Origin of the sequence: Pseudomonas sp. 58(2021), assembly GCF_017491585.1 — a bacterium.
Lineage (GTDB): Bacteria > Pseudomonadota > Gammaproteobacteria > Pseudomonadales > Pseudomonadaceae > Aquipseudomonas > Aquipseudomonas fluorescens_BT.
In genome coordinates this window covers 152,734-176,475 of sequence record NZ_JAFGYZ010000004.1, presented here as the reverse complement: position 1 = coordinate 176,475, position 23,742 = coordinate 152,734, and the positions used below count along the sequence as shown (strand labels likewise).

Annotated in this window: 20 protein-coding genes; 9 read left to right on the top strand and 11 right to left on the bottom strand. The window is 62.0% G+C overall.

The features are described from left to right. Positions 1 to 8: 8 nt before the first annotated feature. The 3 genes from J5M72_RS06230 to J5M72_RS06220 form a co-directional block, all read right to left on the bottom strand. Positions 9 to 986, bottom strand: coding sequence for an ABC transporter substrate-binding protein (locus tag J5M72_RS06230; protein ID WP_169432042.1), 978 nt, complete (start codon positions 984 to 986; stop codon positions 9 to 11). 387 nt (positions 987 to 1,373) lie between these two features. After that, complete coding sequence (locus J5M72_RS06225) at positions 1,374 to 2,744, bottom strand: aspartate aminotransferase family protein (RefSeq protein ID WP_207864672.1); 1,371 nt, start codon at positions 2,742 to 2,744, stop codon at positions 1,374 to 1,376. A 32-nt stretch (positions 2,745 to 2,776) separates the two neighbouring features. After that, positions 2,777 to 4,270, bottom strand: a complete 1,494-nt coding sequence (locus tag J5M72_RS06220) for an aldehyde dehydrogenase (RefSeq protein WP_207864670.1) — start codon at positions 4,268 to 4,270, stop codon at positions 2,777 to 2,779. Between the two features lie 239 nt (positions 4,271 to 4,509). On the opposite strand from J5M72_RS06220, the gene J5M72_RS06215 reads away from it, so the two are divergent. Further along, positions 4,510 to 5,424: a LysR family transcriptional regulator gene (locus J5M72_RS06215; protein WP_007958716.1), complete on the top strand. Its 915-nt coding sequence runs from the start codon at positions 4,510 to 4,512 to the stop codon at positions 5,422 to 5,424. 78 nt (positions 5,425 to 5,502) lie between these two features. Here J5M72_RS06215 and J5M72_RS06210 read toward each other — a convergent pair whose 3' ends face one another. Both J5M72_RS06210 and hrpB read right to left on the bottom strand, forming a co-directional pair. Continuing rightward, on the bottom strand, positions 5,503 to 6,651 hold the full coding sequence (locus J5M72_RS06210; protein ID WP_169432045.1) for a hypothetical protein: 1,149 nt from the start codon (positions 6,649 to 6,651) through the stop codon (positions 5,503 to 5,505). Between the two features lie 92 nt (positions 6,652 to 6,743). Beyond that, entirely contained in the window at positions 6,744 to 9,263 is a 2,520-nt protein-coding gene (hrpB, locus tag J5M72_RS06205; RefSeq protein ID WP_207864663.1) for an ATP-dependent helicase HrpB, read from the bottom strand. A 108-nt stretch (positions 9,264 to 9,371) separates the two neighbouring features. Between hrpB and J5M72_RS06200 the strand changes: the two genes are divergently transcribed. Further along, positions 9,372 to 9,791 (top strand): polyribonucleotide nucleotidyltransferase, encoded by a 420-nt coding sequence (locus tag J5M72_RS06200; protein ID WP_169432047.1) that lies wholly within the window; start codon positions 9,372 to 9,374, stop codon positions 9,789 to 9,791. A gap of 15 nt (positions 9,792 to 9,806) precedes the next feature. Then, positions 9,807 to 10,703, top strand: a complete 897-nt coding sequence (locus J5M72_RS06195; protein WP_169432048.1) for a cation diffusion facilitator family transporter — start codon at positions 9,807 to 9,809, stop codon at positions 10,701 to 10,703. On the opposite strand, the gene J5M72_RS06190 is transcribed toward J5M72_RS06195, so the two are convergent. Beyond that, positions 10,697 to 11,749: a DUF6515 family protein gene (locus tag J5M72_RS06190; RefSeq protein WP_169432049.1), complete on the bottom strand. Its 1,053-nt coding sequence runs from the start codon at positions 11,747 to 11,749 to the stop codon at positions 10,697 to 10,699. The two genes, J5M72_RS06195 and J5M72_RS06190, sit on opposite strands and share 7 nt — an antisense overlap. A 456-nt stretch (positions 11,750 to 12,205) precedes the next feature. On the opposite strand from J5M72_RS06190, the gene J5M72_RS06185 reads away from it, so the two are divergent. Together J5M72_RS06185 and J5M72_RS06180 are read left to right on the top strand one after the other, a co-directional pair. Then, the gene (locus tag J5M72_RS06185) at positions 12,206 to 12,685 is read left to right on the top strand and encodes an Lrp/AsnC family transcriptional regulator (protein WP_007909658.1); all 480 of its coding nucleotides are present in this window, start codon (positions 12,206 to 12,208) and stop codon (positions 12,683 to 12,685) included. A gap of 106 nt (positions 12,686 to 12,791) precedes the next feature. Next, positions 12,792 to 13,001 carry a DUF2788 domain-containing protein gene (locus J5M72_RS06180; RefSeq protein WP_003228500.1) on the top strand — a complete coding sequence of 70 codons (210 nt, stop codon included), beginning with the start codon at positions 12,792 to 12,794 and terminating at the stop codon, positions 12,999 to 13,001. On the opposite strand, the gene J5M72_RS06175 is transcribed toward J5M72_RS06180, so the two are convergent. From J5M72_RS06175 to J5M72_RS06160, 4 genes are all read right to left on the bottom strand, one after another. Beyond that, positions 12,996 to 13,631 carry a pseudouridine synthase gene (locus J5M72_RS06175; RefSeq protein ID WP_243433228.1) on the bottom strand — a complete coding sequence of 212 codons (636 nt, stop codon included), beginning with the start codon at positions 13,629 to 13,631 and terminating at the stop codon, positions 12,996 to 12,998. The genes J5M72_RS06180 and J5M72_RS06175 overlap by 6 nt on opposite strands. A 72-nt stretch (positions 13,632 to 13,703) precedes the next feature. Further along, on the bottom strand, positions 13,704 to 15,203 hold the full coding sequence (amn, locus tag J5M72_RS06170) for an AMP nucleosidase (protein ID WP_011336076.1): 1,500 nt from the start codon (positions 15,201 to 15,203) through the stop codon (positions 13,704 to 13,706). 172 nt (positions 15,204 to 15,375) lie between these two features. Next, on the bottom strand, positions 15,376 to 17,025 hold the full coding sequence (locus J5M72_RS06165; protein WP_207864661.1) for an acyl-CoA dehydrogenase family protein: 1,650 nt from the start codon (positions 17,023 to 17,025) through the stop codon (positions 15,376 to 15,378). Positions 17,026 to 17,120: 95 nt separating this feature from the next. Continuing rightward, positions 17,121 to 19,469, bottom strand: coding sequence for a hybrid sensor histidine kinase/response regulator (locus J5M72_RS06160; protein WP_169432051.1), 2,349 nt, complete (start codon positions 19,467 to 19,469; stop codon positions 17,121 to 17,123). A gap of 304 nt (positions 19,470 to 19,773) precedes the next feature. On the opposite strand from J5M72_RS06160, the gene J5M72_RS06155 reads away from it, so the two are divergent. From J5M72_RS06155 to J5M72_RS06140, 4 genes are all read left to right on the top strand, one after another. Beyond that, positions 19,774 to 20,571, top strand: coding sequence for a hydroxymethylpyrimidine/phosphomethylpyrimidine kinase (locus J5M72_RS06155; RefSeq protein ID WP_007958699.1), 798 nt, complete (start codon positions 19,774 to 19,776; stop codon positions 20,569 to 20,571). Positions 20,572 to 20,595: 24 nt separating this feature from the next. After that, positions 20,596 to 21,219, top strand: a complete 624-nt coding sequence (gene thiE, locus J5M72_RS06150; RefSeq protein WP_207864656.1) for a thiamine phosphate synthase — start codon at positions 20,596 to 20,598, stop codon at positions 21,217 to 21,219. A gap of 15 nt (positions 21,220 to 21,234) precedes the next feature. Then, positions 21,235 to 22,518 (top strand): glutamate-1-semialdehyde 2,1-aminomutase, encoded by a 1,284-nt coding sequence (gene hemL, locus J5M72_RS06145; protein WP_169432053.1) that lies wholly within the window; start codon positions 21,235 to 21,237, stop codon positions 22,516 to 22,518. Between the two features lie 226 nt (positions 22,519 to 22,744). Continuing rightward, the gene (locus tag J5M72_RS06140) at positions 22,745 to 23,299 is read left to right on the top strand and encodes a tetratricopeptide repeat protein (RefSeq protein WP_047296791.1); all 555 of its coding nucleotides are present in this window, start codon (positions 22,745 to 22,747) and stop codon (positions 23,297 to 23,299) included. 18 nt (positions 23,300 to 23,317) lie between these two features. On the opposite strand, the gene J5M72_RS06135 is transcribed toward J5M72_RS06140, so the two are convergent. After that, positions 23,318 to 23,647 (bottom strand): DUF1820 family protein, encoded by a 330-nt coding sequence (locus J5M72_RS06135; RefSeq protein WP_169432054.1) that lies wholly within the window; start codon positions 23,645 to 23,647, stop codon positions 23,318 to 23,320. Positions 23,648 to 23,742 lie beyond the last annotated feature (95 nt).

Here is a 23,742-nt window from a genome sequence, read left to right as displayed (position 1 = left end):
CCAGTCTCCTAGAGCGGGCTGACGAAACGGTTATCCACCAGATCGTCGTTGCTGACGTTGTAGGGCTTGCCCTGCAATTCACTGGCGGTTTCGTTGGCCAGTTTGATCAGCGGTGCGCTGTCACCCGGCTTGCCCGGCGAGCCAAGGAGTTTTTCGCTCATGGCCTGATCGTAGAAACGCACGCCCTGCGCGGCAGCGGCCAGTTCCTTCGGATCGGACAGGTAACCGCCGACGCCCTTGGCCATGATTTCGTAAGCTTGCTGTGGATGGTCCTTGGTGTACTGCACCGCTTTGTAGAGACCGGCGACCAACGCCTTGACGTCTTCCGGCTGCTTCTCGATCACCGTGCAGTTGAGCGCCACCACATCGACGATCACCCCCGGCGTACTGCTGCTGTCGATCAGCACCTTGCCCTGCTGCTTGTCACGCACCATCGACAGATGCGGCTCCCAGGTCACGGCGGCCGGCACGCGACCGGCGATGAACGCGGTGGCGGCATCGTCGGCGGTCATGTTCTGCACGGTGATGTCGCTCATGCTCATGCCGTTCTTTTTCAGCAGGTACGAGAGCCAGAACTGCGAGGTCGACCCTTCGTTGACGGCCACGGCCTGGCCCTTGAGTTCTTGCAGGCTCTTCACGTTCTTGCCGACCAGCACGCCGTCGCCGCCATGGCTGTCATCCAGCGCGGCCACGGCCTTGAAGCAGAACTGCGGGCGGTACTTGAGCACTTCGTCGATGGTCGAGGCCGAGCCGGACAATTGCCCGGACGCCTGGGCGGCCATGTACATCGACGCTTCTTCGACCACCGGCAATTCGACGGTCAGGCCGTTCTCCTTGAAGTAGCCCAGATCCTGGGCCAGGTACAGGGTGCCGTAGCCGACCCACGTGGTGTGGCCGATCGACAAGGTGCCGGCCTGAGCGGCGGTGACGCAAAGGGCGGAAATCGCCAGAGGACCTGCAAGACGGGTAAACAAGGACTTGTTCATGGAGCACTCCCAACGCTGTTGATTTAGTTGTCATGGGCAGTACGGCCAGCCGTGGTGTCGCGATCACACGCTGCGGTCTCTGCTGGACTCTGGCGGGCAATGCCTTGGCTGGCGAAATCGATGTTGACCCAGGCTTGGCGTCAGGAAAACGAGGAAATAGTTAGACGCGAACGATGAAAAAACTGGGTAGTGCGCACCGCGAAAGGGCGCGTCGGGCAGGGGTGCACGGAGGGGGTGCAAGACAGCAAAAACGATGTTGAATCGACTGACGCAATCGCGGGCAAGCCCGCTCCCACAGTTATCGAGGCGGATCACAATTTTGTGAACGACTGATAAACCTGTGGGAGCGAGCCTGCTCGCGATGGGGCCTTGAGCCCTACGAATACCTCAGAGCCGACCGTATTCCTGCGCCGTACGATCAACCGCTTTCAGGGTCTTGCCCACCAGCTCATCGATCTCTTCACGACTGGCAATCAACGCCGGCGCCATGATCATCCGCCCCAGGGTCGAGCGAATGATCACCCCCTCTTCAAAACCGATCGTGCGGCAGCGCCAGGCGATATCGTTCTCATTGGCGAAGCGCTTGCGCGTGGCCTTGTCTTCGGCCAGCTGCAACGCCGCGACCATGCCCGTGCCCTGGATATCGCCCACCAGCGGGTGATTGCCGAACACCTCGCGCAGGCACTGTTGCAGGTACGGGCCGATGTCGTCCTTGACCCGCGTCACCACGCCTTCATCGCGCAATGCCTTGAGGTTGGCAATCGCCACCGCCGCCGCCACCGGGTGCCCGGAATAAGTCAGACCGTGAGCGAACACACCGCCCTGCTCCACCAGCACGTCGGCCATTTTCTTCGACAGGATCAAACCACCCATCGGGATGTAACCGGAGGTCAGGCCTTTGGCGATGGACAGGGTGTCCGGCTCGAAACCGAAGTATTCGTGAGCGAACCATTCGCCGGTGCGACCGAAGCCACCGATCACTTCATCGGCGCACAACAGCACGTCGTATTGGCGGCAGATGCGCTGGATTTCCGGCCAGTAGCTTTCCGGCGGAAAGATCATCCCGCCCGCGCCCTGGAACGGTTCGGCGATGAACCCGGCGACTTTATCCGCGCCCAGTTCGAGGATTTTCGCTTCCAGCTGCTGCGCCGCACGCAGACCGAATTCAGCTGGCGTCAGGTTGCCTTCGTGGGCGAAGAAGTACGGCTCGTCGATGTGCGCGATGTCGGGAATCATCCCGCCCATTTCGTGCATGAACTTCATGCCGCCGAGGGCCGTCGCGGCCAGGGTCGAACCGTGATAGCCGTTCCAGCGGCCGATCATGATTTTCTTCTCGGGCTTGCCCAGCACCTGCCAGTACCGGCGTACGGTACGGATCAGCACCTCGTTGGCCTCGGAGCCGGAGTTGGTGTAGATCGCGTGGCTGTAGTGCCCCGGCAGCAGGCTGAACAGCAGCTCGGAGAGCTCGATCACCTGCGGGTGGGTGGTGTGGAAAAACATGTTGTAGTACGGCAACTGCTCCAGCTGCCGGCTCGCCGCCGCGTTCAGATCCTTGCGCCCGTAACCGAGGTTGGTGCACCACAGCCCGGACATGCCGTCGAGGTAGCGCCGGCCGTCGTTGTCCCACAGGTGCAGGCGATCACCGCGCACCATCACCCGTGGGCCTTCGTCGTTGAGGGCCTTCTGGTCGACGAACGCATGAATGTGGTGCGCTGCATCGGCGGCCTGGTAGTCGCGGGTTTCACGTGAGGTGGTCATCGCCGGATCTCCTTTTTTGTTGTGAGCGGCTGTCATGAGCGCAGTTGAAACCAGGTGGTTTTCAACTGGGTGTATTTGTCGAACGAGTGCAGCGACAGATCGCGGCCGAAACCGGATTGCCTGCCACCGCCGAACGGCACGGTCACGTCCAGCGCATCGACGCTGTTGACCGACACCGTACCGGCTCGCAATTGCCGCGCCACCCGGTGCGCGCGGTGCAGATCATCGGTCCACAGCGATGCCGCCAGACCGTAGACGCTGTCGTTGGCCAGTTGCACGGCGTGGGCCTCGTCATCGAACGGCATCACCGCCAGCACCGGGCCGAACACTTCTTCGCGAAACAGGGTCATGTGCGGCTGCACGTCGGTGAAAATCGTTGGCTGAACGTAGTTATCCGAACCGTTGAAACTCAGTTGTCGCCCGCCGCAGACACGGGTCGCGCCTTCGCGTTCGGCCTGGTTGATGAAGCGCAGAATGCTTTCGGTCTGACGGGTGTCGACAATCGCCCCGGCCGCACTCGCCGGATCCAGCGGATCACCCGGCTGCCAGCGCTCGGCCTGGGCCTTCAGCCGTTCAACGAACTCGTCATGGATCGAGCGTTCCACCAGCAACCGCGAGTTGGCCGAGCAGACTTCGCCCTGATTGAAGAAGATCCCGAACGCGGCTTTCTGCGCCGCCAGATCCAGATCCTTGCAGTCGGCGAACACCAGATTGGCGCTCTTGCCGCCGCACTCCAGCCACACCTGCTTGAGGTTCGACTGCGCGGAGTACTGCATGAAATATTTGCCGACCTGTGTCGAGCCGGTGAACACCAGGCAATCGACATCCGGGTGCAGACCCAAGGCTTTGCCGGTCTGCTCGCCGAGCCCCGGCAGCACGTTCAGCACGCCGGCCGGCAACCCGGCCTCCAGCGCCAGCTCGGCCAGACGCAATGCGGAAAACGGTGATTGCTCGGCGGGTTTGAGAATGACCGAGTTGCCCGCCGCCAGCGCCGGCGCGAGTTTCCACGCGGCCATGTCCAGCGGGAAATTCCACGGCACCACGGCCGCCACCACGCCCAGCGCTTCGCGGGTGATGGTCGCCAGCACATTCGAGGCGCTTGGCGCGACTTGATCGTAGAGTTTGTCGAGGCTTTCGGCGTACCAGCGAAACACCCCGGCGGCACCCGGCACGTCGATGTTGTAAGCGTCCATCACCGGTTTGCCCATGTTCAGCGAATCGAGCAGCGCCAGCTCTTCGCGATGGGCCAGAATCAGATCCGCCAGACGCAGCAGCACTTGCTTGCGCTCGGTCGGTGAACGCCCGGCCCAGGTGCCGGCTTCGAACACCTGCCGCGCATTTTTCACCGCCGCATCGACATCCTCTTCACCGCACGCGGCGACGTTTGCCTGCAGTTGGCCGGTGGCCGGGTTGATCGCGGCAAAGGTCTGCCCCGACTGCGCCGCACGCCGTTTGCCGTCGATCACGGCCTGATTGGGAAAACTCAATTCAGCGGCCTTGCGCTGCCAGTCTGCAAGCTCGAACACGGTGGATGCTCCTTGGACTTTTATTCTTTTGAGAACAGTGCGGGGTCGATAGTCGCTCAGGCCCGTGCGCGCTAAAACCAGTAAAAATGTCTTCCCAGACAATAAAAAAGGTAACCAGCCGATGGCCCCTTCGCGCGCGTATGGGGCTATTGTTCAGGGACAAAAAAACCGCCGACAGAACGGAGGCCGGCGGCGTACAAATTGCTTGGATGTGAAATCCGTTCGCTTTGAGGTTCACCGTGGCCGCTTACAACCTGCGTCAGTTGAAATACTTCATCACCACCGTCGAATGCGGCAGCGTCGCCGAAGCGTCGCGCAAGCTGTACATCGCACAACCGGCGATTTCCACGGCAATCAAGGGGCTGGAAGACAGCTTCGGCGTGCAACTGCTGATCCGTCATCACGCTCAGGGCGTGTCCCTGACACCCAGCGGCGCGAGGTTCTTCCGCAAGGCTCAGGAACTGCTGCGCATGGCCAAGGAGTTCGAACAGAACGCCCTCGCCGACAACGACGTGGTGGCCGGGCAGATCGATATCGGCTGTTTCGAAACCGTCGCGCCGCTGTACCTGCCGCAGTTGATTGCAGGCTTCTCGGCGCTGTATCCGGGGGTGAAAATCCGCATTCGCGACGGCGAACAGCAGGAACTGGTGCAAGGCCTGACGTCGGGCACTTTCGACCTGGCGATCCTGTACAAACACGACCTCGACGCCACCATCGAAACCGAACCGCTGATGCCGGCCCAACGGCCTTACGCCCTGCTCCCGGCCGATCACCGCTTCGCCCAGCTCAAGCAGGTTTCGCTGCGGGACTTGTGCCTGGAACCGATGATCCTGCTCGACGTACAACCGAGCCGCACCTACTTCGTCAGCCTGTTCGAAGAACTCGGCCTGTCGCCGCGCATCGAGTTCAGCTCGCCGTCGATCGAAATGGTGCGCGGCATGGTCGGCCAGGGTTTCGGCTTCTCGATCCTGGTGACCCGACCGCATTCGGAATGCACCTACGACGGCAAAAAAGTCGTGTGCGTCGACATCGTCGAAGACGTCACCGGCTCAGGCCTCGTGGCCGCGTGGCTCAAACGCGGACAACTGACCAAACCGGCGCAGTTGTTTGCCGATTATTGCCGGGAGCAGCTGACGGCGAAGGCCAGCCGATGAAAATCAAAAGATCGCAGGTTGCGATCTTTTGATACCCCGTTTTTATAAGCCTCAGGCTGTCGCCAGTCCCCAAAAAACCTATTGATCGTTCTCCGTGCCGAGTTGAGGGTCAATTTCAACGAAGTTCCGACGCAAGTAACCTTCCATGGCAATGTCTTCAATCGCCCACTCACCATGCCCGAGGTTGCCGACCAGGTCGCGGCGTTGCAGGCGCTTCAAGGCAGTCTGAACCGTCGCCGCGCTGGGCACGTGGCCACCGGGCATCTCGCTGCCAATCCATTCGCGTCCTTCGGTAGAAAAAATGGGAAGGCCCCTCACCAGCCCGATAAGTACGGTGAAATCCAGGGGAGCCATCTCCAGGATCAGGTTCTCGAAGTTGCCTTCGTCCGTCATGGTGCTCCAGGCACGATGGTCTGCATCTCGCACACTGAGCCCCTCAGTGAGACACAGCAGGAATACGTCGCGAATGTACTTGGGCATGTAACCGCGAGCAGCAAAACGCTCGAAAGCGGCGTTTACCTCCCACTCCCTTCCGGTGATTTCCTGAAACCGCTGGCCCAGATGCTGGACAAACTCCAAGCCAAGATTAGGAAACTGGATCTCGTGGCTGAACTGATAGAACGGTGCTTTGGTACGACGAAACATTCGATGCAGGCCATCCTGGGAGGAACCTGTAAACACTGCAAAGACTTCACCGTGCGCATGCTGCAGCAGCGAACGGAGCGTAGCGGTCAAGTCTTCGAATTCCTTCCGGCTCGCCAGATGCTGGACCTCATCGATGATCAGCAGCGCCTTGCCGTTACCGAGTATCCGGAAGCGCTCGAAGAGCTCGATCAGGTTCAGTCCGCCTTCCTTCGCCAGTTCGGCCTTCACTGTTACGCCGTCAGTACTGGCGCCGGCCTCTACCGACTGGACGAGAGAACCCGGTCGCATGAGCTTTAGCCAGTTGCGTCGCAAGAACCCTGTACCGTGGATGGCCTCATACAGCGCACCCGCGATTACCCGCTCAGGATGCGCCTTGTCAAACCACAGGTCTGCTGTTGCAACAATAAAGCCGTGTGCCTTGGCAATCGGTATCAAGTCGTTGATCAGAAAGGTGGTTTTACCCTTGCGTCGAGGCGCGAATATCGTTGCGGCGTTCTGCAGGCGAGACTCGAAAGTGACCAGGATTCCTTCAGCCAGATTGGTGCGAGGAAAGAGCAGCGAGTCCTTGGTTTCCGGGGTCATTATGAGCCTTTATGTCAAAATAAATAATTTATGAATAAGGAAATAATTACGCATAATTGAGAAAGATGGAAGCCTTACCTGAATGTCTTCTGTCACGTACCCCGCGGTTTGGCCCGCGCAGTGGCTTCAGCCACCAGCGGATCATCCGGCCAGTAATGCTTCGGATAGCGCCCCTTCAGATCCTTCTTCACTTCGGCATAGGTGCTGCGCCAGAAGTTGGCCAGATCCTGCGTCACCTGCACCGGACGTCGTGCGGGCGACAGCAGGTGCAGTTTGACCACTTGCCGGCCGCCGGCGATGCGCGGTGTGTCGGCCAGGCCGAACAGCTCCTGCAAACGCACGGCGAGAATCGGTGGTTGCTCGCTGTAGTCGAGGCGAATCGACGAGCCTGACGGCACGCTCAGATGATGCGGTGCCTGTTCATCAAGCTGTTGCGGCAGCGGCCATGGCAGCAGATTGCGCACGATGCTCGACAGGTCGAGGTTGGCGAAATGACTGAGGCGCGAGACCTTGCCCAAGTACGGCATCAGCCAGTCTTCAAGGGTTTTCAGCAGCGTGGCGTCGCTGACATCCGGCCATTGGCTATCGCCCTTGGCGTCCAGGTCGAGCTGGCGCAACAAGGCAACGCGCGCCTGCCACTGGCGCAGGTCCGGGGTCCACGGCAGCAGCTCCAGACCTTTGCGCCGCACCAGATTGACCAGTGCCTGACTGCGGGCGTTTTCGTCGAGACCAGTCAGTGGTTCGCGACTGAGGATCAGTTCGCCGACCCTGCGCTGACGCTCGGCGCGCAGCACGCCTTCGCGCTCGTCCCAATCCAGTTGATCGACGTTATGCACCTGTTCGGCCAGCACCGAATCGAACAGCGCCGGATCGAAATCTGCCGCCAGATAAATCCGTTCTTCACGCTGGCCCTGACGGCTGCCGAGGTCGGCGATCACGATCCACGGTTCCTTCATCAGGCTGTCGGCTTCAGCGAACAGCGCCGCGCGGCCGTTGGCCAGACGATATTCGGCACCGCCGGCACGCCGCTGCTGGGCGACGCGGTCCGGGTAAGCCAGCGCCAGCAAGGCGCCAAGCCAGCGTGGGTGATCCGGATCGGCGACCGGTTCGCTCGGTTGCCCACGCAGGTAGCCGCGATACTGCCGCGCCAGTTGCCGGGCACGCTGCACGCCGCCCTGGGCACCACGGGCCGCACGTTCTTCACCGGACAGCAGTGCCAAACGACTGTGAAGATCGGCCCCGGCGCCACGCAAAATATCCCGCTCGCCGAGCAACGCGGCGACGTCGCACGCCATGGTCGCCAGCCCCAATGCCTGACCGCGCAACAGCAAATGAGCGATGCGCGGGTGGGCCGGCAATTCAGCCATGGCCTGACCGTGGCGATTCAGGGTTTCACCGTCCAGCGCACCGAGGCGCTGCAACAAGTCCTGCGCCTGTGCATAAGCGGCGGCGGGCGGTACGTCCAGCCAGATCAGATCACTGGGCGCCACGCCCCAGCGTCCGAGTTGCAAGGCAAGACCCGCAAGATCCGCCGAAAGGATTTCCGCACTGCCATAAGCCGCCAGTTGTTCATGCTGATCTTGCGACCACAGGCGATAACACACGCCCGGCTCCAGACGCCCGGCCCGGCCCGCGCGCTGGGTGGCGCTGGCTTTGGAGATGCGCTGGGTGTCGAGGCGGGTCATGCCGCTGCCCGGGTCGAAACGCGGCACCCGTGCCAGCCCGGCGTCGATCACCACGCGCACGCCGTTGATGGTCAGGCTGGTCTCGGCGATGTTGGTGGCCAGCACCACTTTGCGCTGACCTGCCGGGGCCGGGTCGATGGCGGCGCGTTGCGCGTTCAGGTCAAGTTCGCCGTGCAGCGGGCAGAGCAAGACGTCGCTGCGCTCACCGATGGCGTCCACCAATTGCTGATGAACACGGCGGATTTCCGCCTGCCCCGGCAGGAACACCAACAGGCTGCCGGTTTCGTCGTGCAGGGCTTCGAGCACCGTTTGCGTGACGCGTTGATCGATGTATTCGCCGGGCTGGAATGGCCGGCCCCAGCGCATCGTCACCGGGAACATCCGGCCTTCGCTGCGCAGGATCGGCGCGTCGTCGAGCAACCCGGCCAGACGTTCACCTTCAAGGGTGGCGGACATCAGCAGAATCTTCAGCGGTTGTTCAGCTCGAAACAGCTCCCGACCGTTCAGACTGAGGGCCAGCGCCAGATCGGCGTCGAGGCTGCGTTCGTGAAATTCGTCGAAGATCAACAGGCCCACGCCTTCCAGCGCCGGGTCGTCCTGCAAACGCCGGGTGAGAATCCCTTCTGTGACCACTTCGATGCGCGTGTTCGGGCCGACCTTGCTGTCGAGGCGGATGCGATAACCGACGGTTTCACCGACCTTCTCGCCCAGCTCGCTGGCCAACCGTTCTGCGGCTGCACGCGCGGCCAGTCGACGGGGTTCGAGCATGAGAATGGTCTGCCCGTTCAGCCACGCTTCATTGAGCAGGGCCAAGGGCACGCGGGTGGTTTTACCGGCGCCGGGCGGTGCTTCGAGCACGGCTTCGTGGCGTGTCGCGAGGGCTTCACGCAGGGCGGGTAAAACTTCATCGATCGGCAAAGAAATCATGCTGGCTCCCAAACAGAGCGGCGAGTATAACGGCGAACTGCCAGGCGTTCGTCAGGGTCTTAACTTCACACGATGACGCTTCGTTAACAGATGACTCAGGAGATTCCCATGCGCTTACCTTTTCGCCTGATCGGCGGTGTACTGGTTGCCACCCTGCTCACTCAGATCACTGCGTGCGGTTCGATTTTCTATCCCGACCGGCGCGGCCAGATCGACGGCAAGATCGACCCGGCGATTGCCGTGCTCGATGCCGTGGGCCTGTTGTTCTACATCATTCCCGGCCTGATCGCGTTTGCCGTGGACTTCACCACCGGCGCGATCTATTTCGAACCGGGCCACACGGCGCAGGTCGATCCGGCCAAGCTCAAGCAAGCCATCGGCCCGGACGGTCAGGTCGATAACCTCAAGTTGCAGGCTATTCTCGAAACAGAACTGGGCCGCAACCTGCCGCTGGACGACCCACGGCTGATCCAGCACAAGGGCAGCACCCAGCAACTGGCGATGTTCGGCCTGCAACCTGCCGCATAAGGAATTGACGAACCCATGACCCCCAGCCCCGAACACGCCCGCCTGCTGCGGCTGGCGACCCGCGCCTCGGTGGCGGTGGCCTGTACGCTGATCATCGCCAAAGCCATCGCCTGGTGGCTGAGCGGTTCGGTGAGCATGCTCGCCGGCCTCACCGACTCGGCCCTCGATGGCGTCACCTCGTTGCTCAATCTGCTGGCGGTGCATTACGCGCTGCGCCCGGCGGATAACGATCATCGTTATGGCCACGGCAAGGCCGAATCCCTGGCGGGCATGGCGCAGGCGCTGTTCATTGGCGGCAGTGCGACACTGATTGCGTTTCAGGCGTATGAGCGCATTCAGCAGCCTGAGCCGCTCGGCGCGCCGTGGATCAGTATCGGCGTGATCGTGTTTTCGCTGGTGCTGACAGCGGCGCTGTTGATGCTGCAGCACCGGGTGATCAAGCAGACCGGCTCCAACGCGGTGCGCGCAGACTCGCTGCATTACCGTTCGGACATGTTGCTCAACGGCAGCATCCTGATCGCGCTGATCCTGGCGGGTCTGGGCTTTCATCAACTGGATGCCTGGTTCGGTCTGGGGATCGCCGTGTACATCCTGTGGAGCGCGATCCAGATCGCCCGGGAAAGTTTTTCGGTGCTGATGGATGAAGAGCTGCCGACGGATGTCAGTCAGCACATGCTCGAACTGGCGTGCGGCGTGCCGGGCGTGCTGGGCGCGCATGATCTGCGCACGCGGATTTCCGGTAATCACTGGTTCGTGCAGTTGCACCTGGAATTGCCGGGAGAGTTGACGCTGTCAGTCGCCCACGGCATCAGCGATCAGGCTGCCGATGCGATCCACGCTGCCTACCCACGGGCCGAAGTGCTGGTGCACGCCGACCCGCAGGAAGTGGTGAAAGCCGCCCGCGCTCAGTAATTGACCTGATAACCGCGACTGCTCAGGCAATTGCCCTGGGCCTGGCGGTAGGCCTGCACCACTTCGGGCGCCGGCTGATAGGTTGCGGTGCGCGGATCGAAACCGCTTTGCTGCACCGCGTATTGATAGCACTGGTAGCCGTCCTGCTGGACTTGCTCCGGCGACTGGCCGTTGGCCGGATAGGCTTCCACGTCATAACCGTTGTTGGCCGGTTGCGGCGGTTGCTGCACCGGCGGCTCGACCACCACGTAATCCTGGGTCGCTTCCTGATAGGCGTAGTACGAGCCTGCCGCCAGGAACAACAGCGAACCGCCGATCCACACTTCACGGGCATAATCCGGCAGGTACTGGATGCGAATTCCCCGTGGCGGCTGAACCACGATGTAACGCGGACCTTGCGGGCGATACCAGTAGCCGCCGGAGTAGAAGTAATCCTGGCCGCGATACGGAACGCGGAAGTCACGATCCGGGAAGCGGTCGATCACATGGCCCGGCCGGTACTGCGGGCCGGGGCCCCAGCCGTTGCCATGCCCGTCGGGGCGACCCGGCCAGCGACGGTCATCGGGTCGATTGCCGGTCTGCCAGTTCTGGTGGTAGCCATTCTGCGGGCGCTCGTCGCGGTAGTAGCCCTGACGCGGCTCCTGGGTCTGGCGCACAGTGTCGGGGCGTGGCTGGATCGGCAGACTGTTGGCCGGCAGTTGTGGCGGCGGTGGTGGCTGGCGGACCGGATTGGGGTTGTAGGCCGGACGGTTCTGGTCGTGGTTCTGCCACTGCCCATTGTTGTGCTGCTGGCCGTTGTGTTCGAACTGGCGGCTGTTGTCGCCACGAATGATTTCGTTGTTCTGCGGCCGAGGCTGATTCTGCTGAGGCTGGTTTTGTGGACGTGGCTGGTTGCCGCCGCCGTGCTCTTGATTGTTGCCCCAATGCTCCCGCTCGCGTCCGCCGCCCTCGGGGCCGCGATTCTGCGGCTCATCGGCCAGTACCTGCGCACAGACACTCACACACAGCAAACCAACACTGGCCACACGCCAGATACGCGACTTCATGAAATTCCTCACTGCGGGCTGGACCCTGTAATTAAGAAGGGCTTGTAGCTAAGACCGGAAAGGGGCACACCGGGTTCTGCAACAGGTTATCAGTCACGCCATTTATTTATTGAGTGTGTGAGGTCAAATCGCGGGCAAGAAAAAAGGGAGACCCGTCGGCCTCCCTTCCAGAGAACTTCGTCCTGGCTCGACGCTTTTGACGTCGGCTCACCTCACGCCGTCTTCTGGACAGTGTGCAGCTCGGGGGCCGGCACGTCCCCGGTGGGGGCGGCGGCCGCGGCGGGCCTGATTGGGCGGGCCGCAGTGGACTGTGTTACCGAGCAGTGATTCTGGTGATAAGGATAGGCTCGAGCCCGCGACAGATGATTGCGAAGATTGCTCAATTAAACATCACTTGCGCAATTTTTAACCCTGGATAGATAATCCGCCGCAATAGTTAGAACAAAGGACAGATTCATGAGCAAACTCGACCGTTATGACCTGAGCATTCTGGCGGAATTGCAGCGCGACGCCCGCATCTCCAACCAGGAACTGGCCGAGCGCATCGGTCTGTCACCATCCCCTTGCTCGCGCCGGGTCAAGCAGCTGGAGGACGACGGCTACATCTCCCGTCAGGTCGCCCTGCTGGATCGCAAGATGCTCGGCCTGAGCCTGACCGCCTACGTGCTGATCGGCATGGACCGGCACACACCGGAGCGCTTCGAGAACTTCGAAGCGGCGATCCGCACCTTGCCGCAGGTGCTGGAATGCAGCCTGGTGACCGGGGTCGATGCCGACTATCAGCTGAAGGTCGTGGTGCCGGACATGGACCACTATCAGAAACTGCTGCTGGGGCATCTGACGCGGATTGAAGGCGTGACCAGTGTGCGCTCGAGCTTTGTGTTGAATCAGGTGCTCAACAGCACCGAACTGCCCCTGACTCATCTGCGCAGCTGAAATCGACGAATGACTGCGGCACACCGACGCAGGTCAATGCTGCGTCGTTCGCCGCTGGCGTATACTCCCGGCCGCCCTTTTAGCCGCATGCGTGCCGGAGAACCCGATGGATCCAGCAGTATTTGAAGAGTGGATGATGACCGGCCTGGTCAGCATCCTGATCATTTTCATGGGCTTCATCGTCTGGGATCTGGCGAAGAAGTCCAAGGCCGGACGCTTCGGCTCGTTCATTCTGTTCTTCGTGCTGGGCCTGGGCGTGGCCGCGTTCATCATCAAAAGCGTGGTGATCGGCCTGATCGAATCCGGCGCCTTATAAGCGCGCCGGCACTTCTTTCCACTGGCCCTGATCGAGCCCTTCGATCGTCCAGTCACCAATCCTGACCCGCACCAACCGCAACGTCGGCAACCCCACCGCCGCGGTCATCCGCCGTACCTGGCGATTGCGCCCTTCACGAATCACCAGTTCCAGCCAGGTTGTCGGTATGGTCGCGCGAAAGCGTACCGGCGGATTGCGCGGCCACAGCTCGGGCTCATCCAGTTGCCGCGCTTGCGCGGGCAAGGTCATGCCGTCATTCAATTCAACGCCGTCACGCAGACGCTGCAACTGCTCGGCCGTCGGCACGCCTTCGACCTGCACCCAATAGGTTTTCGCCAGCTTGTGTTTGGGGTCGGCGATCCGCGCCTGCAACTGGCCGTCGTTGGTCAGCAGCAGCAAACCTTCGCTGTCGCGATCCAGCCGTCCGGCCGGGTAGATGCCCGGAACGTCGATGTAATCCTTGAGCGTCGCCCGCCCTTCACCGTCGCTGAATTGCGTCAGCACATCGAACGGCTTGTTGAACAGGATCAGCTTCGGCTCGGCCGGTGGTGCCTTGGCGACACGACGCGGGGCTGAATAAGCTGGCTTCGCGCCGGGGCGGCGGGAAGGTGGACGTTGGGGACGGGACATAAGTGCACAGGCATTTGGCGATCAGGGCTGACAATGCTAGTGCCCCGACCGCCAAATGACCACGACTAACCGTTAGCGGAACGGCGGCTCGTCGAAGCTGCGCAGTTTGCGCGAGTGCAGCGAGTTGAGTTCGGTGCGCAGCAGGTCCACCGCTTCGATGCCGATCTTCAAGTGCTGGCTGACCGCACGTTCGTAGAACGCATTGGCCGAACCCGGCAGCTTGATTTCACTGTGCAGCGGCTTGTCCGATACACACAGCAACGTGCCGTACGGCACCCGCAGGCGATAACCCTGGGCGGCGATGGTGCCGCTTTCCATGTCCACGGCCACGGCGCGGGACAGGTTGATCAGCGGTCGTTCCTGAGCCCAGCGCAATTCCCAGTTACGGTCGTCATAGGTCAGCACGGTGCCGGTGCGCAGACGCTTCTTCAGCTCTTCGCCTTTTTCGCCGGTGATGTTGGCCGCCGCTTGTTGCAGCGCCAGCTGCACTTCGGCCAGTGCCGGGATCGGAATGTTCGGTGGCACCACCCGGTCGAGAATCCCGTCGCGACGCATATAAGCGTGGGCCAGCACGTAGTCGCCGATGGTCTGCGACTGACGCAGGCCGCCGCAGTGACCGATCATCAGCCAGCAATGCGGACGCAACACGGCCAGGTGGTCGGTGATGTTCTTGGCGTTGGACGGGCCGACACCGATGTTCACCAGTGTCACGCCGTGGCCATCGCTGGCGATCAGGTGATAGGCCGGCATCTGGTAGCGATGCCAGACCACACCGGCAGCAATTGCCGAGGCTTCGCCGTGATCCATGCCTTTTTCGATGATCACATTGCCCGGCAGCACCATGCGCACGAAGCGCGGGTCGCGGCGCAGTTGTTCCAGGCCATGGACGATGAACTGGTCGACATAACGGTGGTAGTTGGTCAGCAGAATCCACGGCTGCACATGGCGCCAGTCGCTGCCGGTGTAATGCACCAGACGGCGCAGGGAGAAGTCGACGCGGGCCGCATCGAACAGCGCCAGCGGCAGCGGATCGGTGTTTTCCCAGTCGTAGAGGCCGTCGGCGATGCCATCGGTGGCGGCGGACAGGTCGGTACTCGGGAACACCCGCGCCAGCACCGCAGCGGTGACACCGGAGCCGGCCAGTTCATCGCCCTGCTCGACCACGTACGGATAGGGAATGTTCTGCCCGCTGACCCCGACTTCGACAGTCACGGTGAAGTCGTGCATCAGCGGTGTGAGCTGCTCGAGCAGGTATTTGCGAAACGCCTTCGGATGGGTGACGGTCACGCTGTAGGTGCCCGGCAGCTGCACTTTGGCGTAGGCACGGGTGGTCTGCGGGACTTCGCCCTGGCAGTGATAGGTCAGACGCAGTTCGGGATAACGGAACAGGGCACGTTGCTCGGCGTCGGGCTCGACGCGATCCTTGAGATAACGCTTGAGCGCCGAGTTCAGCGCCGTGGTGGCCCGCTCATGCAGCTCGGCGAGACGATCCACGGCCTGTTCGGCGGTTTGAACGACAATAAACGCTTCGGTCACGATCAGCTTCCTGTGTTCTGACTTGCAGAGCTTCATCTTGCCTGCATCGTGGCGTCACGGAAACAGTGGCGTTGTGGCTATTCATCAATCTGACAGGCATATGCGGTCCCTGTGGGAGCGGGCTTGCCCGCGAAGGCGTCAGCACAGCCAACATTGATGTTGAATGTACCGGCCCCTTCGCGAGCAAGCCCGCTCCCACAGGGATGCTTTAGAAACCTTGCGGCGTCGAACGGGCGACGATGGCTTCGACATCCAGCCCACGCGGCAACGCGCCGTAGGCCCGACCGCCACCGCTCAGGCGACTGGCGATAAAGGCATCGCTGACTGCCGTATTACCGGCCTCCAGCAACAGCTTCGCTTGCAGCCCCAGCGCGATGTCTTCGGTCAATTGCCGCGCCCGGTACTGAATGTCGCTGGTGTCCTTGAACGACGCCTGCAATTGCTGGATATGCGCTGCCAGCCGTTTGTCGCCATGGCCATCGCCCAGTTCGTTGAACAGCACGTCGAGCACGCCCGGCTCCTTCGACAGCGCGCGCAACACATCGAGGCATTGCACGTTGCCGGAGCCTTCCCACGTCGAGTTCACCGGTGCCTCGCGGTACAGCCGCGGCAGGATGCTGTCCTCGACATATCCCGCGCCGCCCATGCATTCGGCGGCTTCGTTGATCATCGCCGGTGCGCGTTTGCAGATCCAGTATTTGCCCACCGCCGTCACCAGTCGGGCGAACTGCGCTTCATGGCGATCATTCAGATGATCCAGCGCCTTGCCCATGCGCAGGCTCAGGGCCAGCGCGGCTTCGCTTTCCAGTGCCAGATCGGCCAATACATTCTGCATCAACGGTTGTTCGCTGAGCAGTTTGCCGCCGACCTTGCGATGGGCGCAGTGATGGCTGGCCTGGGTCAGCGCCTGACGCATCAGCGAGCTGGAGCCGACCATGCAATCGAAGCGGGTCATGGCCACCATCTCGATGATGGTCGGCACGCCGCGCCCCTCTTCACCGACCATCCACGCCAGCGCGCCACGGAACTCCACTTCGCTGGAGGCGTTGGACTGGTTGCCGAGCTTGTTTTTCAGACGCTGGATGTAGAACTGATTGCGCGTGTCGTCCGGACGATGGCGCGGCAGCAGGAAACAGGTCAGGCCCTTGTCGGTCTGCGCCAGCGTCAGGAACGCATCGCACATCGGCGCCGAGCAGAACCACTTGTGCCCCACCAGCTCATAAGCCTGGCCCGGGCCGCTGGCACAGACCGGATAGGCCTTGGTGGTGTTGGCGCGCACGTCGGTGCCGCCCTGTTTCTCGGTCATCGCCATTCCGATGGTGACGCCAGCCTTGTGGGCCATGCCGACATTGCGCGGGTCGTATTCGGTGGCGAGGATCTTCGGCAGCCACTGTTCGGCCAGGTCCGGCTGCAAGCGCAGCGCGGGAACACTGGCGAAGGTCATGGTCAACGGGCAACCGCTGCCGGCCTCGGCCTGGCTGTGCAGATAGCTCATGGAGGCACGGGCAACATGGGCGCCGTCCTGTGGGTGAGCCCAGGGCAACGACGTCAGGCCATGTTCGATCGCCGTGCGCATCAGCTCGTGATACGCCGGATGAAACTCCACCAGATCGATGCGATGACCGTAGCGGTCATGGCTGGCGAACACCGGTTTGTTCTGGTTGGCGAGGAACCCGGCCTCCATCAGCGGCCCGCCGGCCAGCGCGCCGTAAGCGTCGATCCGCGACTCGGCCCAGCCGGCACCGAACCGCCGCGACCACTCCTGCAACGGCAGGTCGATGCGGTACAGGTTGGTGCCGTCCAGCGACGGTGGCTGGTTGGTGACTTCGTGGGTTTCGGCGAACTGATGCAGGTTCATGACGGGGCTCCTTGATCGGCCAGAGCTTCAGTTAAGCACCGCCCCCGAACCGATCAAAGTGTCATATCGGCCTAAATGCCGGCGCTTTCACCCTGTCAGCAACTCAATACCCGACGCTGCATGGCGACCTGCAAGTCTTCGAATTTCACCGGTTTGCTCAGGTAATCGATCGAGCCGGCGGAAGCGCAATGCTCTCGATCCGCCCCCAGCGCGATCACGAACACCGGCAGGTTGGCGCAGCCCGGCAGGTCGTGGATCTGGCAACACAGTGACGCGCCATCGAGCGGCGGCAACTGGCAATCGATCAGCACTGCATGGAACGGCTCGCGCTGCAGGCATTCGATGGCGGCGGCACCATGGTCGGCGGTACGCACGCGGAAACCGAGCTTGAGCAGCATGCCGCGCATCACCAATTGATTGACGCTGTTGTCGTCCACCAGCAACACGGTGCAGTCCTGCGGTGCGCGCATGGCATCGCGAATGAGCGTCGGCGCCGCTTCGACGGCCGGCAATTCAAACTCGACGTCCAGTTGGAAACGACTGCCGCGCCCCGGCTCGGAGCGATGGGTCAATTTGCCGCCGAGCAATTCCACCAGTTGTCGGCAGATCGCCAGCCCCACGCCCAGGCCGCCGTACTCGCGGGTCATCGAGCCGTCGAGCTGGAAGAAGCGCTGATACAGGGTCGCCTCGTCCAGATCGGTAAAACCGATGCCGGTGTCAATTACCGCAAACGACAGCGCCAGACGATTGTCCGTCGACGGCTTGCCGGTGACCCGCAAGGCGAGGCCGCCGACGCGAGTGAACTTGATCGCGTTATCCAGCAGGCACTCCAGGCATTGCGCGAGTTTGGCGCTGTCGCCCTGCAGGCGATCCGGCAGGGTCGCCAGCACGTCGACCTTGAAGTCCAGCGATTTGCTCGAGGCGTTGCCGTCGAACTGCACGCGCAGCGCCTCGACCACGGCCCGCAGGCTGAAACTGCCCGGTGTGGCTTTGAGCTTGCCGGCCTGCAATTCGGTCAGGGTCAGGATGCCGTTGACCATGCGCATCATGTCCCGCGCCGAACCGGCGGCGGTCTGTTGGTATTGTTCCAGTTCCGGGTCCAGTTCGACGGTCTGCATCAGCTCCAGCGAACCGATCACCCCGTTCATCGGCGTGCGCAGTTCATGGGTCAGGGTCGCCAGGAACTCGTCCTTGAGCTTGTTGCTGTGGGCCAGTTGCTGGTTCAGCACTTCGAGTTTCTGGCCGGCGTCGAACAGGGTCTGCGCCTGTTGCTCACGCATCGCGTTGATGCGGTCGGCCAGCGCCAGCGACAGCAGCGCCACCTCGATGGCCGAGCCGATCTGGCTGGCGTACATGGTCAGGAACACGTTGGGCAGCAGGCCCAGCACCATCATGGTGTTGACGATCCCGCCGAGCAGAAAAGCCGACCAGGCGATGATGAAATAGCGCGCCACCCGCAGGCCGCGCCACCAGGCGAGGATCCCGGCAGCGAAGATCACCACGGTAAAGGTCAGCGCCAGGGTCGTCGCCAGGCGCAGGGCCAGGGCATAACTGGTCATCAGCGACAGACCGATCACCAGTGCGCCGAACGCGATCAGGGCGATCAACAGCCGGTCGAGCCAGGGACTGTGGTTCCTGGTCTGCAGGAAACTGCGGGCGAACTGGCTGCCGAACAGCCCTGCGCAACCGATGAAAAACGGCGTGGCGGCGTTGGCCCACCACGGGTTGTCCGGCCAGAAATACTCGACTGCCGCGCCGTTGACCGACAGCTGATAGAGGCCGAACGATGCGATATAGAAGATGTAATAAAGGTAACTGGTGTCGCGCACGCTGAGGTAGATGAACAGGTTGTAGACCAGCATTCCCAGCAGCACGCCATAAATGATCCCCAGCACGTACAGGCGCACTGGCTGGTCTTCGAGGTACGCGGTGCTCGACCACAACGTCACCGGCGCCTGGATTGAGCCTTCGCTGGACAGCCGCAAATAGACGGTCTGTTGCTGGTCTGGCTTGAACGTGAGGTTGAACAGGTAGTTGTTCTGCCGGATCTCGCGACTGGCGAACGGCAACGCGTCCCCGGTCTGGCGCACCAGACGAAAGTCGCCAGCGGCGTCGGGCAGATACAGATCGAGGTGATCGAGCGGCGGATAGGCCAGCTCCAGCAGCCAGGTACGCTGCGCCGCCGGATTGCTCGGGCGGTAATGCAGGTCGATCTTCAGCCAGAACGCCGAGCGCGAGTAACCGGCATTGAGCGTGGCTTTATCGTGGGCCTTGAATTGTCCGGCAGCGGCTTGCGCGCGGACGTCGGCAATGCTCGCCTGACCGCTCGGGTCTTCGAACACTTGCAGGGATCGACCCAGCGGGAGACTCTGGGTGAACTCGTCGAATTCGACGGCGTTTGCCAGGAGGGGCAAACAGAACAGCAACATCAACAAATAGCGCATTGAAGCCCCAGCGTGGCTTGTCCGGTTGTGTCAGGAAGCCCCCCCATTCCCTTTGAGATGACGTAAAACCGGTATTACCTGTTATTGGTTTGGATCCACTCTAGCATAGCCGTTGATGGCCATTGAGCACCATGGAAATTTTTCCTACAAAGGCTCTAGAACGGGCGTTTCAGAGCAAAGCACCGGGCTAGAGCTGTTGGCTCGGTCAGATTGTGACAAGCGCTGTGGATCCGCTACCCGTGTTATCGGCAGGGCGCTGCGGCACAACACCCGAAAAACAGGTTTGGTGGTAAGCTCGCGCACCATGAATATCTACAGCTCACGCCCCGTTGTCCTCTGTCTCTCCGGCCACGACCCCAGTGGTGGCGCCGGCTTGCAGGCAGATATCGAAGCCCTGCTCGCTCAGGGTTGCCATGCGGCTCCGGCCGTCACCGCCCTGACCGTGCAAGACACGGTCAACGTCACTGACTTTCGCGTCCTCGACCGTGAGTGGGTACTGGCCCAGGCCAATGCCGTGCTCAACGATTCCGAAGTCGCGGCAGTGAAACTGGGCATGCTCGGTTCCCTGGAAATGGTCGACACCGTCGTCGAACTGCTTCAGGCGCACCCGCACTTGCCAGTGGTCTGCGACCCGGTGCTGCGCGCCGGCGGCGGCGGACGCCTGGGCAAGGACGAAGTCGGCTACGCCATGCGCGAACGCCTGCTGCCGCTGTCGATCATCGCCACCCCCAACCTTCCCGAAGCCCGGATCCTTGCCGAACTGCCGGAAGGCACCGCGGACGAGTGCGCTGAAAAACTGTTGCCGTACATCAAGAACCTGCTGATCACCGGCGGCCACGGCGACGAAACCGAAATCCACAATCGCCTGTACAGCCGTGACGGCCTGCGCGAAACCTTCAAATGCCAGCGTCTGCCCGGCAGCTACCACGGTTCCGGCTGCACCCTGGCCAGCACCCTCGCCGGCCGCCTGGCACTGGGTGAAAACCTGGCCAGCGCCGTGCGTACCGCGCTGGATTACACCTGGCGCACCCTGCGCGATGCCGAACAGCTGGGCAAAGGCCAGTTCGTGCCGCGTCGTCTGCCGCTGGATTTCTGTTCCTGATGTTCCGAGCCTGAGGTCTGCGCGATGAAACTACGTGGCCTGTATGCCATCACCGACAGCCAGTTGCTGGCCGGCAAGTTTCTGTCCTACGTGGAGGCGGCGCTGGAAGGCGGTGTCACCCTCCTGCAATACCGCGACAAGAGCAGCGACGAGGCCCGGCGCCTGCGTGAGGCCGAAGCCCTGCGCGATCTGTGCGAGCGCTACAAGACGCAACTGATCATCAACGATGACGCCGAACTGGCCGCACGCCTGAATGTCGGCGTGCACCTGGGGCAGACCGACGGCCCGCTGTCGCCGACCCGCGCCTTGCTTGGTTCAAAAGCGATCATCGGTTCGACCTGCCACGCACAGCTCGAACTGGCCGCACAGGCCGCCAAAGAAGGCGCGAGTTACGTCGCCTTCGGTCGCTTCTTCAATTCCAATACCAAACCCGGTGCGCCGAGTTGCAGCCTCGATCTCCTCGACCAGGCCAAACGCACCCTGCACCTGCCGATCTGCGCGATTGGCGGCATCACCCTCGACAACGCGGCGCCGCTGGTAGCCCACGGTGTCGATCTGCTGGCCGTGGTCCATGGCCTGTTCGGCGCAGACAGCACCGCCGAGGTGACCCGCCGCGCCCGCGCGTTCAACGAATTACTTAAAGTCTGATTTGAGAGCCCGATCATGTCTCGTTCCGAAACCCTGTTTGCCAACGCCCAGAAACACATCCCCGGTGGCGTGAACTCGCCGGTTCGCGCGTTCAAGAGCGTCGGCGGCACGCCGCTGTTCTTCAAGCACGCCGAAGGCGCCTACGTCACTGACGAAGACGACAAGCGTTATGTGGACTACGTCGGTTCCTGGGGCCCGATGATTCTCGGCCACAGCCACCCGGACGTACTGGACGCGGTGCGCAACCAGTTGCAACACGGCCTGTCCTACGGCGCGCCGACCGCGATGGAAACCGAGATGGCCGATCTGGTCTGCTCGCTGGTGCCATCGATGGAGATGGTGCGCATGGTCAGCTCCGGCACCGAAGCGACCATGAGCGCAATCCGTCTGGCCCGCGGTTTCACCGGCCGCGACAGCATCATCAAGTTCGAAGGCTGCTACCACGGCCACTCCGACAGCCTGCTGGTCAAGGCCGGCTCCGGCGCACTGACCCAAGGCGTGCCAAGCTCGGCCGGCGTACCGGCAGCGTTCGCCAAACACACCCTGACCCTGCCGTTCAACGACATCGACGCGGTTGAAAAAATGCTCGCCGAAGTCGGTCAGGACGTCGCGTGCATCATCGTCGAGCCCGTGGCCGGCAACATGAACTGCGTACCGCCGGCACCGGGTTTCCTCGAAGGCCTGCGCAGCCTGTGCGACAAGCACGGCGTGGTGCTGATTTTCGATGAAGTGATGACCGGTTTCCGCGTCGCCCTCGGCGGCGCCCAGGCTTACTACGGCGTGACCCCGGACCTGACCACCTTCGGCAAGATCATCGGCGGCGGCATGCCGGTCGGCTGCTTCGGCGGCAAGCGTTCGATCATGGAGCGCATCGCACCGCTGGGTCCGGTCTATCAGGCGGGCACCCTGTCGGGCAACCCGCTGGCGATGGCCGCCGGCCTGACCACCCTGCGCCTGATCAGCCGTCCGGGCTTCCACGCCGAGCTGACCGATTACACCACTCGCCTGCTCGATGGCCTGCAACAGCGCGCCGATGCGGCGGGCATTCCGTTCGTCACCACCCAGGCCGGCGGCATGTTCGGTCTGTACTTCAGCGGTGCCGACGACATTGTGACTTTTGAAGACGTAATGGCCAGCGACGCAGCACTGTTCGGCCGCTTCTTCCACCTGATGCTGGAAGGTGGTGTGTACCTGGCACCGAGCGCTTTCGAAGCCGGGTTCACCTCGATCGCCCATGGCGATGCCGAGCTGAAACTCACCCTCGATGCCGCCGAACGTGCCTTCGCCCAGTTGAAGTAAAACGTCCCGCCGCTGACGTTGGCCATTGCCAGCGTCAGCGTTCTCCTACATCCACGCGCCTTTTCCGACATGCCTGCCAAAAATCTCCCATAAAGTGGGCGATATATTTCCCGCGCAGCAGAAAATCGAGTAAAGACTTTGTAAGGATGGCCCTGCTTATTTCATAATGCGCGCTTATTGGATCCCTCGACGGGTCCGCGCGCCCTTCAGAGGTAAGTCGATTCCCATGAACCGCACCGGCCGCACCCTTGCCTTGGGCTGCCTGTTGCTCCTTCAGCCGCTGCTCGCACATGCACAAGCAGGCGGCAACTCGTTGTTGATCCCGGCGATGGGTCGTTGCACCCTCAATACTCAGCCGCAAGATGTCACGCAGGCTCTCGCCGCCTGCCAAAAGGCAGCGGATGAAGGGGATGCGCAAGCGCAATACGAGTTGGGTGAGTTCTACTACGACGGCAAGAACGCGCCGCGCGACCTCAATCAAGCCCTGAGTTATTTCGAAAAGGCTTCGCTGCAGGGCCACGCCCAGGCGCAATTCAAACTCGGCACCATGTTCTTCCACGGTGAGGGTGTGCAGGCCAACAACATCCAGGCCTACATCGTGCTGAAGATGGCCGCGGTCAACGGCGCCGAAGACGCACTGGACACCGCCGACGAAGTGTCCGAAAAGATGTCCCGCGAAGACCTGGAAACCGCAACCCAGGTGCTCGGGCAAATTTTCCGTAAATACCTGATGGAACTGCAGAACGCCGACGGGCGTACGCCGTTCTCGCCCCTGCCTTAGCTCCTTTTCCCGCCCCGCTTACTTTTCGGGCATCGGTACCGGAAACGGCATCACATTGCCAACCCCGCCACGGGCTTCGCTGATCTTCGGCGTACCGAGACGCTCCACTTCGTCGATGCGCACGATCGAATGCATCGGCACAAAGCTGCGCACCACGCCTTCGAACTGCGCCTTGAGCTTCTCTTCGCTCGGGTCGACGACCACCTGGGTGCGCTCGCCAAAGACGAACTCTTCCACTTCCAGAAACCCCCACAGATCACTTTGATAGATCTGCTTTGCGTACATTTCGTACACCTGGCCCTGGTTGAGGAAAATCACCTTGTAGATTGGAGCTTCGCGTTTGGTCATGGCGGGCGGACAACACATCGGGGTAAAAATGAGGGCGCAAACTATAGCATAGCCACTGGACGCGCAACGGTAGGAACCTGGGGACATGTTCCCTA

Bases quoted from the DNA above. Each gene is read 5' to 3' on its own strand.
- J5M72_RS06180 (WP_003228500.1), top strand. From the start codon at position 12,792: ATGGATCCAGCAGTATTTGAAGAGTGGATGATGACCGGCCTGGTCAGC.
- J5M72_RS06195 (WP_169432048.1), top strand. From the start codon at position 9,807: ATGACCCCCAGCCCCGAACACGCCCGCCTGCTGCGGCTGGCGACCCGC.
- amn (WP_011336076.1), bottom strand. From the start codon at position 15,203: ATGAAGCTCTGCAAGTCAGAACACAGGAAGCTGATCGTGACCGAAGCG.
- hrpB (WP_207864663.1), bottom strand. From the start codon at position 9,263: ATGATTTCTTTGCCGATCGATGAAGTTTTACCCGCCCTGCGTGAAGCC.
- J5M72_RS06210 (WP_169432045.1), bottom strand. From the start codon at position 6,651: ATGACCCCGGAAACCAAGGACTCGCTGCTCTTTCCTCGCACCAATCTG.
- J5M72_RS06225 (WP_207864672.1), bottom strand. From the start codon at position 2,744: ATGACCACCTCACGTGAAACCCGCGACTACCAGGCCGCCGATGCAGCG.
- J5M72_RS06190 (WP_169432049.1), bottom strand. From the start codon at position 11,749: ATGAAGTCGCGTATCTGGCGTGTGGCCAGTGTTGGTTTGCTGTGTGTG.
- J5M72_RS06165 (WP_207864661.1), bottom strand. From the start codon at position 17,025: ATGAACCTGCATCAGTTCGCCGAAACCCACGAAGTCACCAACCAGCCA.
- J5M72_RS06135 (WP_169432054.1), bottom strand. From the start codon at position 23,647: ATGACCAAACGCGAAGCTCCAATCTACAAGGTGATTTTCCTCAACCAG.
- J5M72_RS06140 (WP_047296791.1), top strand. From the start codon at position 22,745: ATGAACCGCACCGGCCGCACCCTTGCCTTGGGCTGCCTGTTGCTCCTT.
- J5M72_RS06185 (WP_007909658.1), top strand. From the start codon at position 12,206: ATGAGCAAACTCGACCGTTATGACCTGAGCATTCTGGCGGAATTGCAG.
- J5M72_RS06175 (WP_243433228.1), bottom strand. From the start codon at position 13,631: ATGTCCCGTCCCCAACGTCCACCTTCCCGCCGCCCCGGCGCGAAGCCA.
- thiE (WP_207864656.1), top strand. From the start codon at position 20,596: ATGAAACTACGTGGCCTGTATGCCATCACCGACAGCCAGTTGCTGGCC.
- J5M72_RS06230 (WP_169432042.1), bottom strand. From the start codon at position 986: ATGAACAAGTCCTTGTTTACCCGTCTTGCAGGTCCTCTGGCGATTTCC.
- J5M72_RS06160 (WP_169432051.1), bottom strand. From the start codon at position 19,469: ATGCGCTATTTGTTGATGTTGCTGTTCTGTTTGCCCCTCCTGGCAAAC.
- J5M72_RS06155 (WP_007958699.1), top strand. From the start codon at position 19,774: ATGAATATCTACAGCTCACGCCCCGTTGTCCTCTGTCTCTCCGGCCAC.
- hemL (WP_169432053.1), top strand. From the start codon at position 21,235: ATGTCTCGTTCCGAAACCCTGTTTGCCAACGCCCAGAAACACATCCCC.
- J5M72_RS06200 (WP_169432047.1), top strand. From the start codon at position 9,372: ATGCGCTTACCTTTTCGCCTGATCGGCGGTGTACTGGTTGCCACCCTG.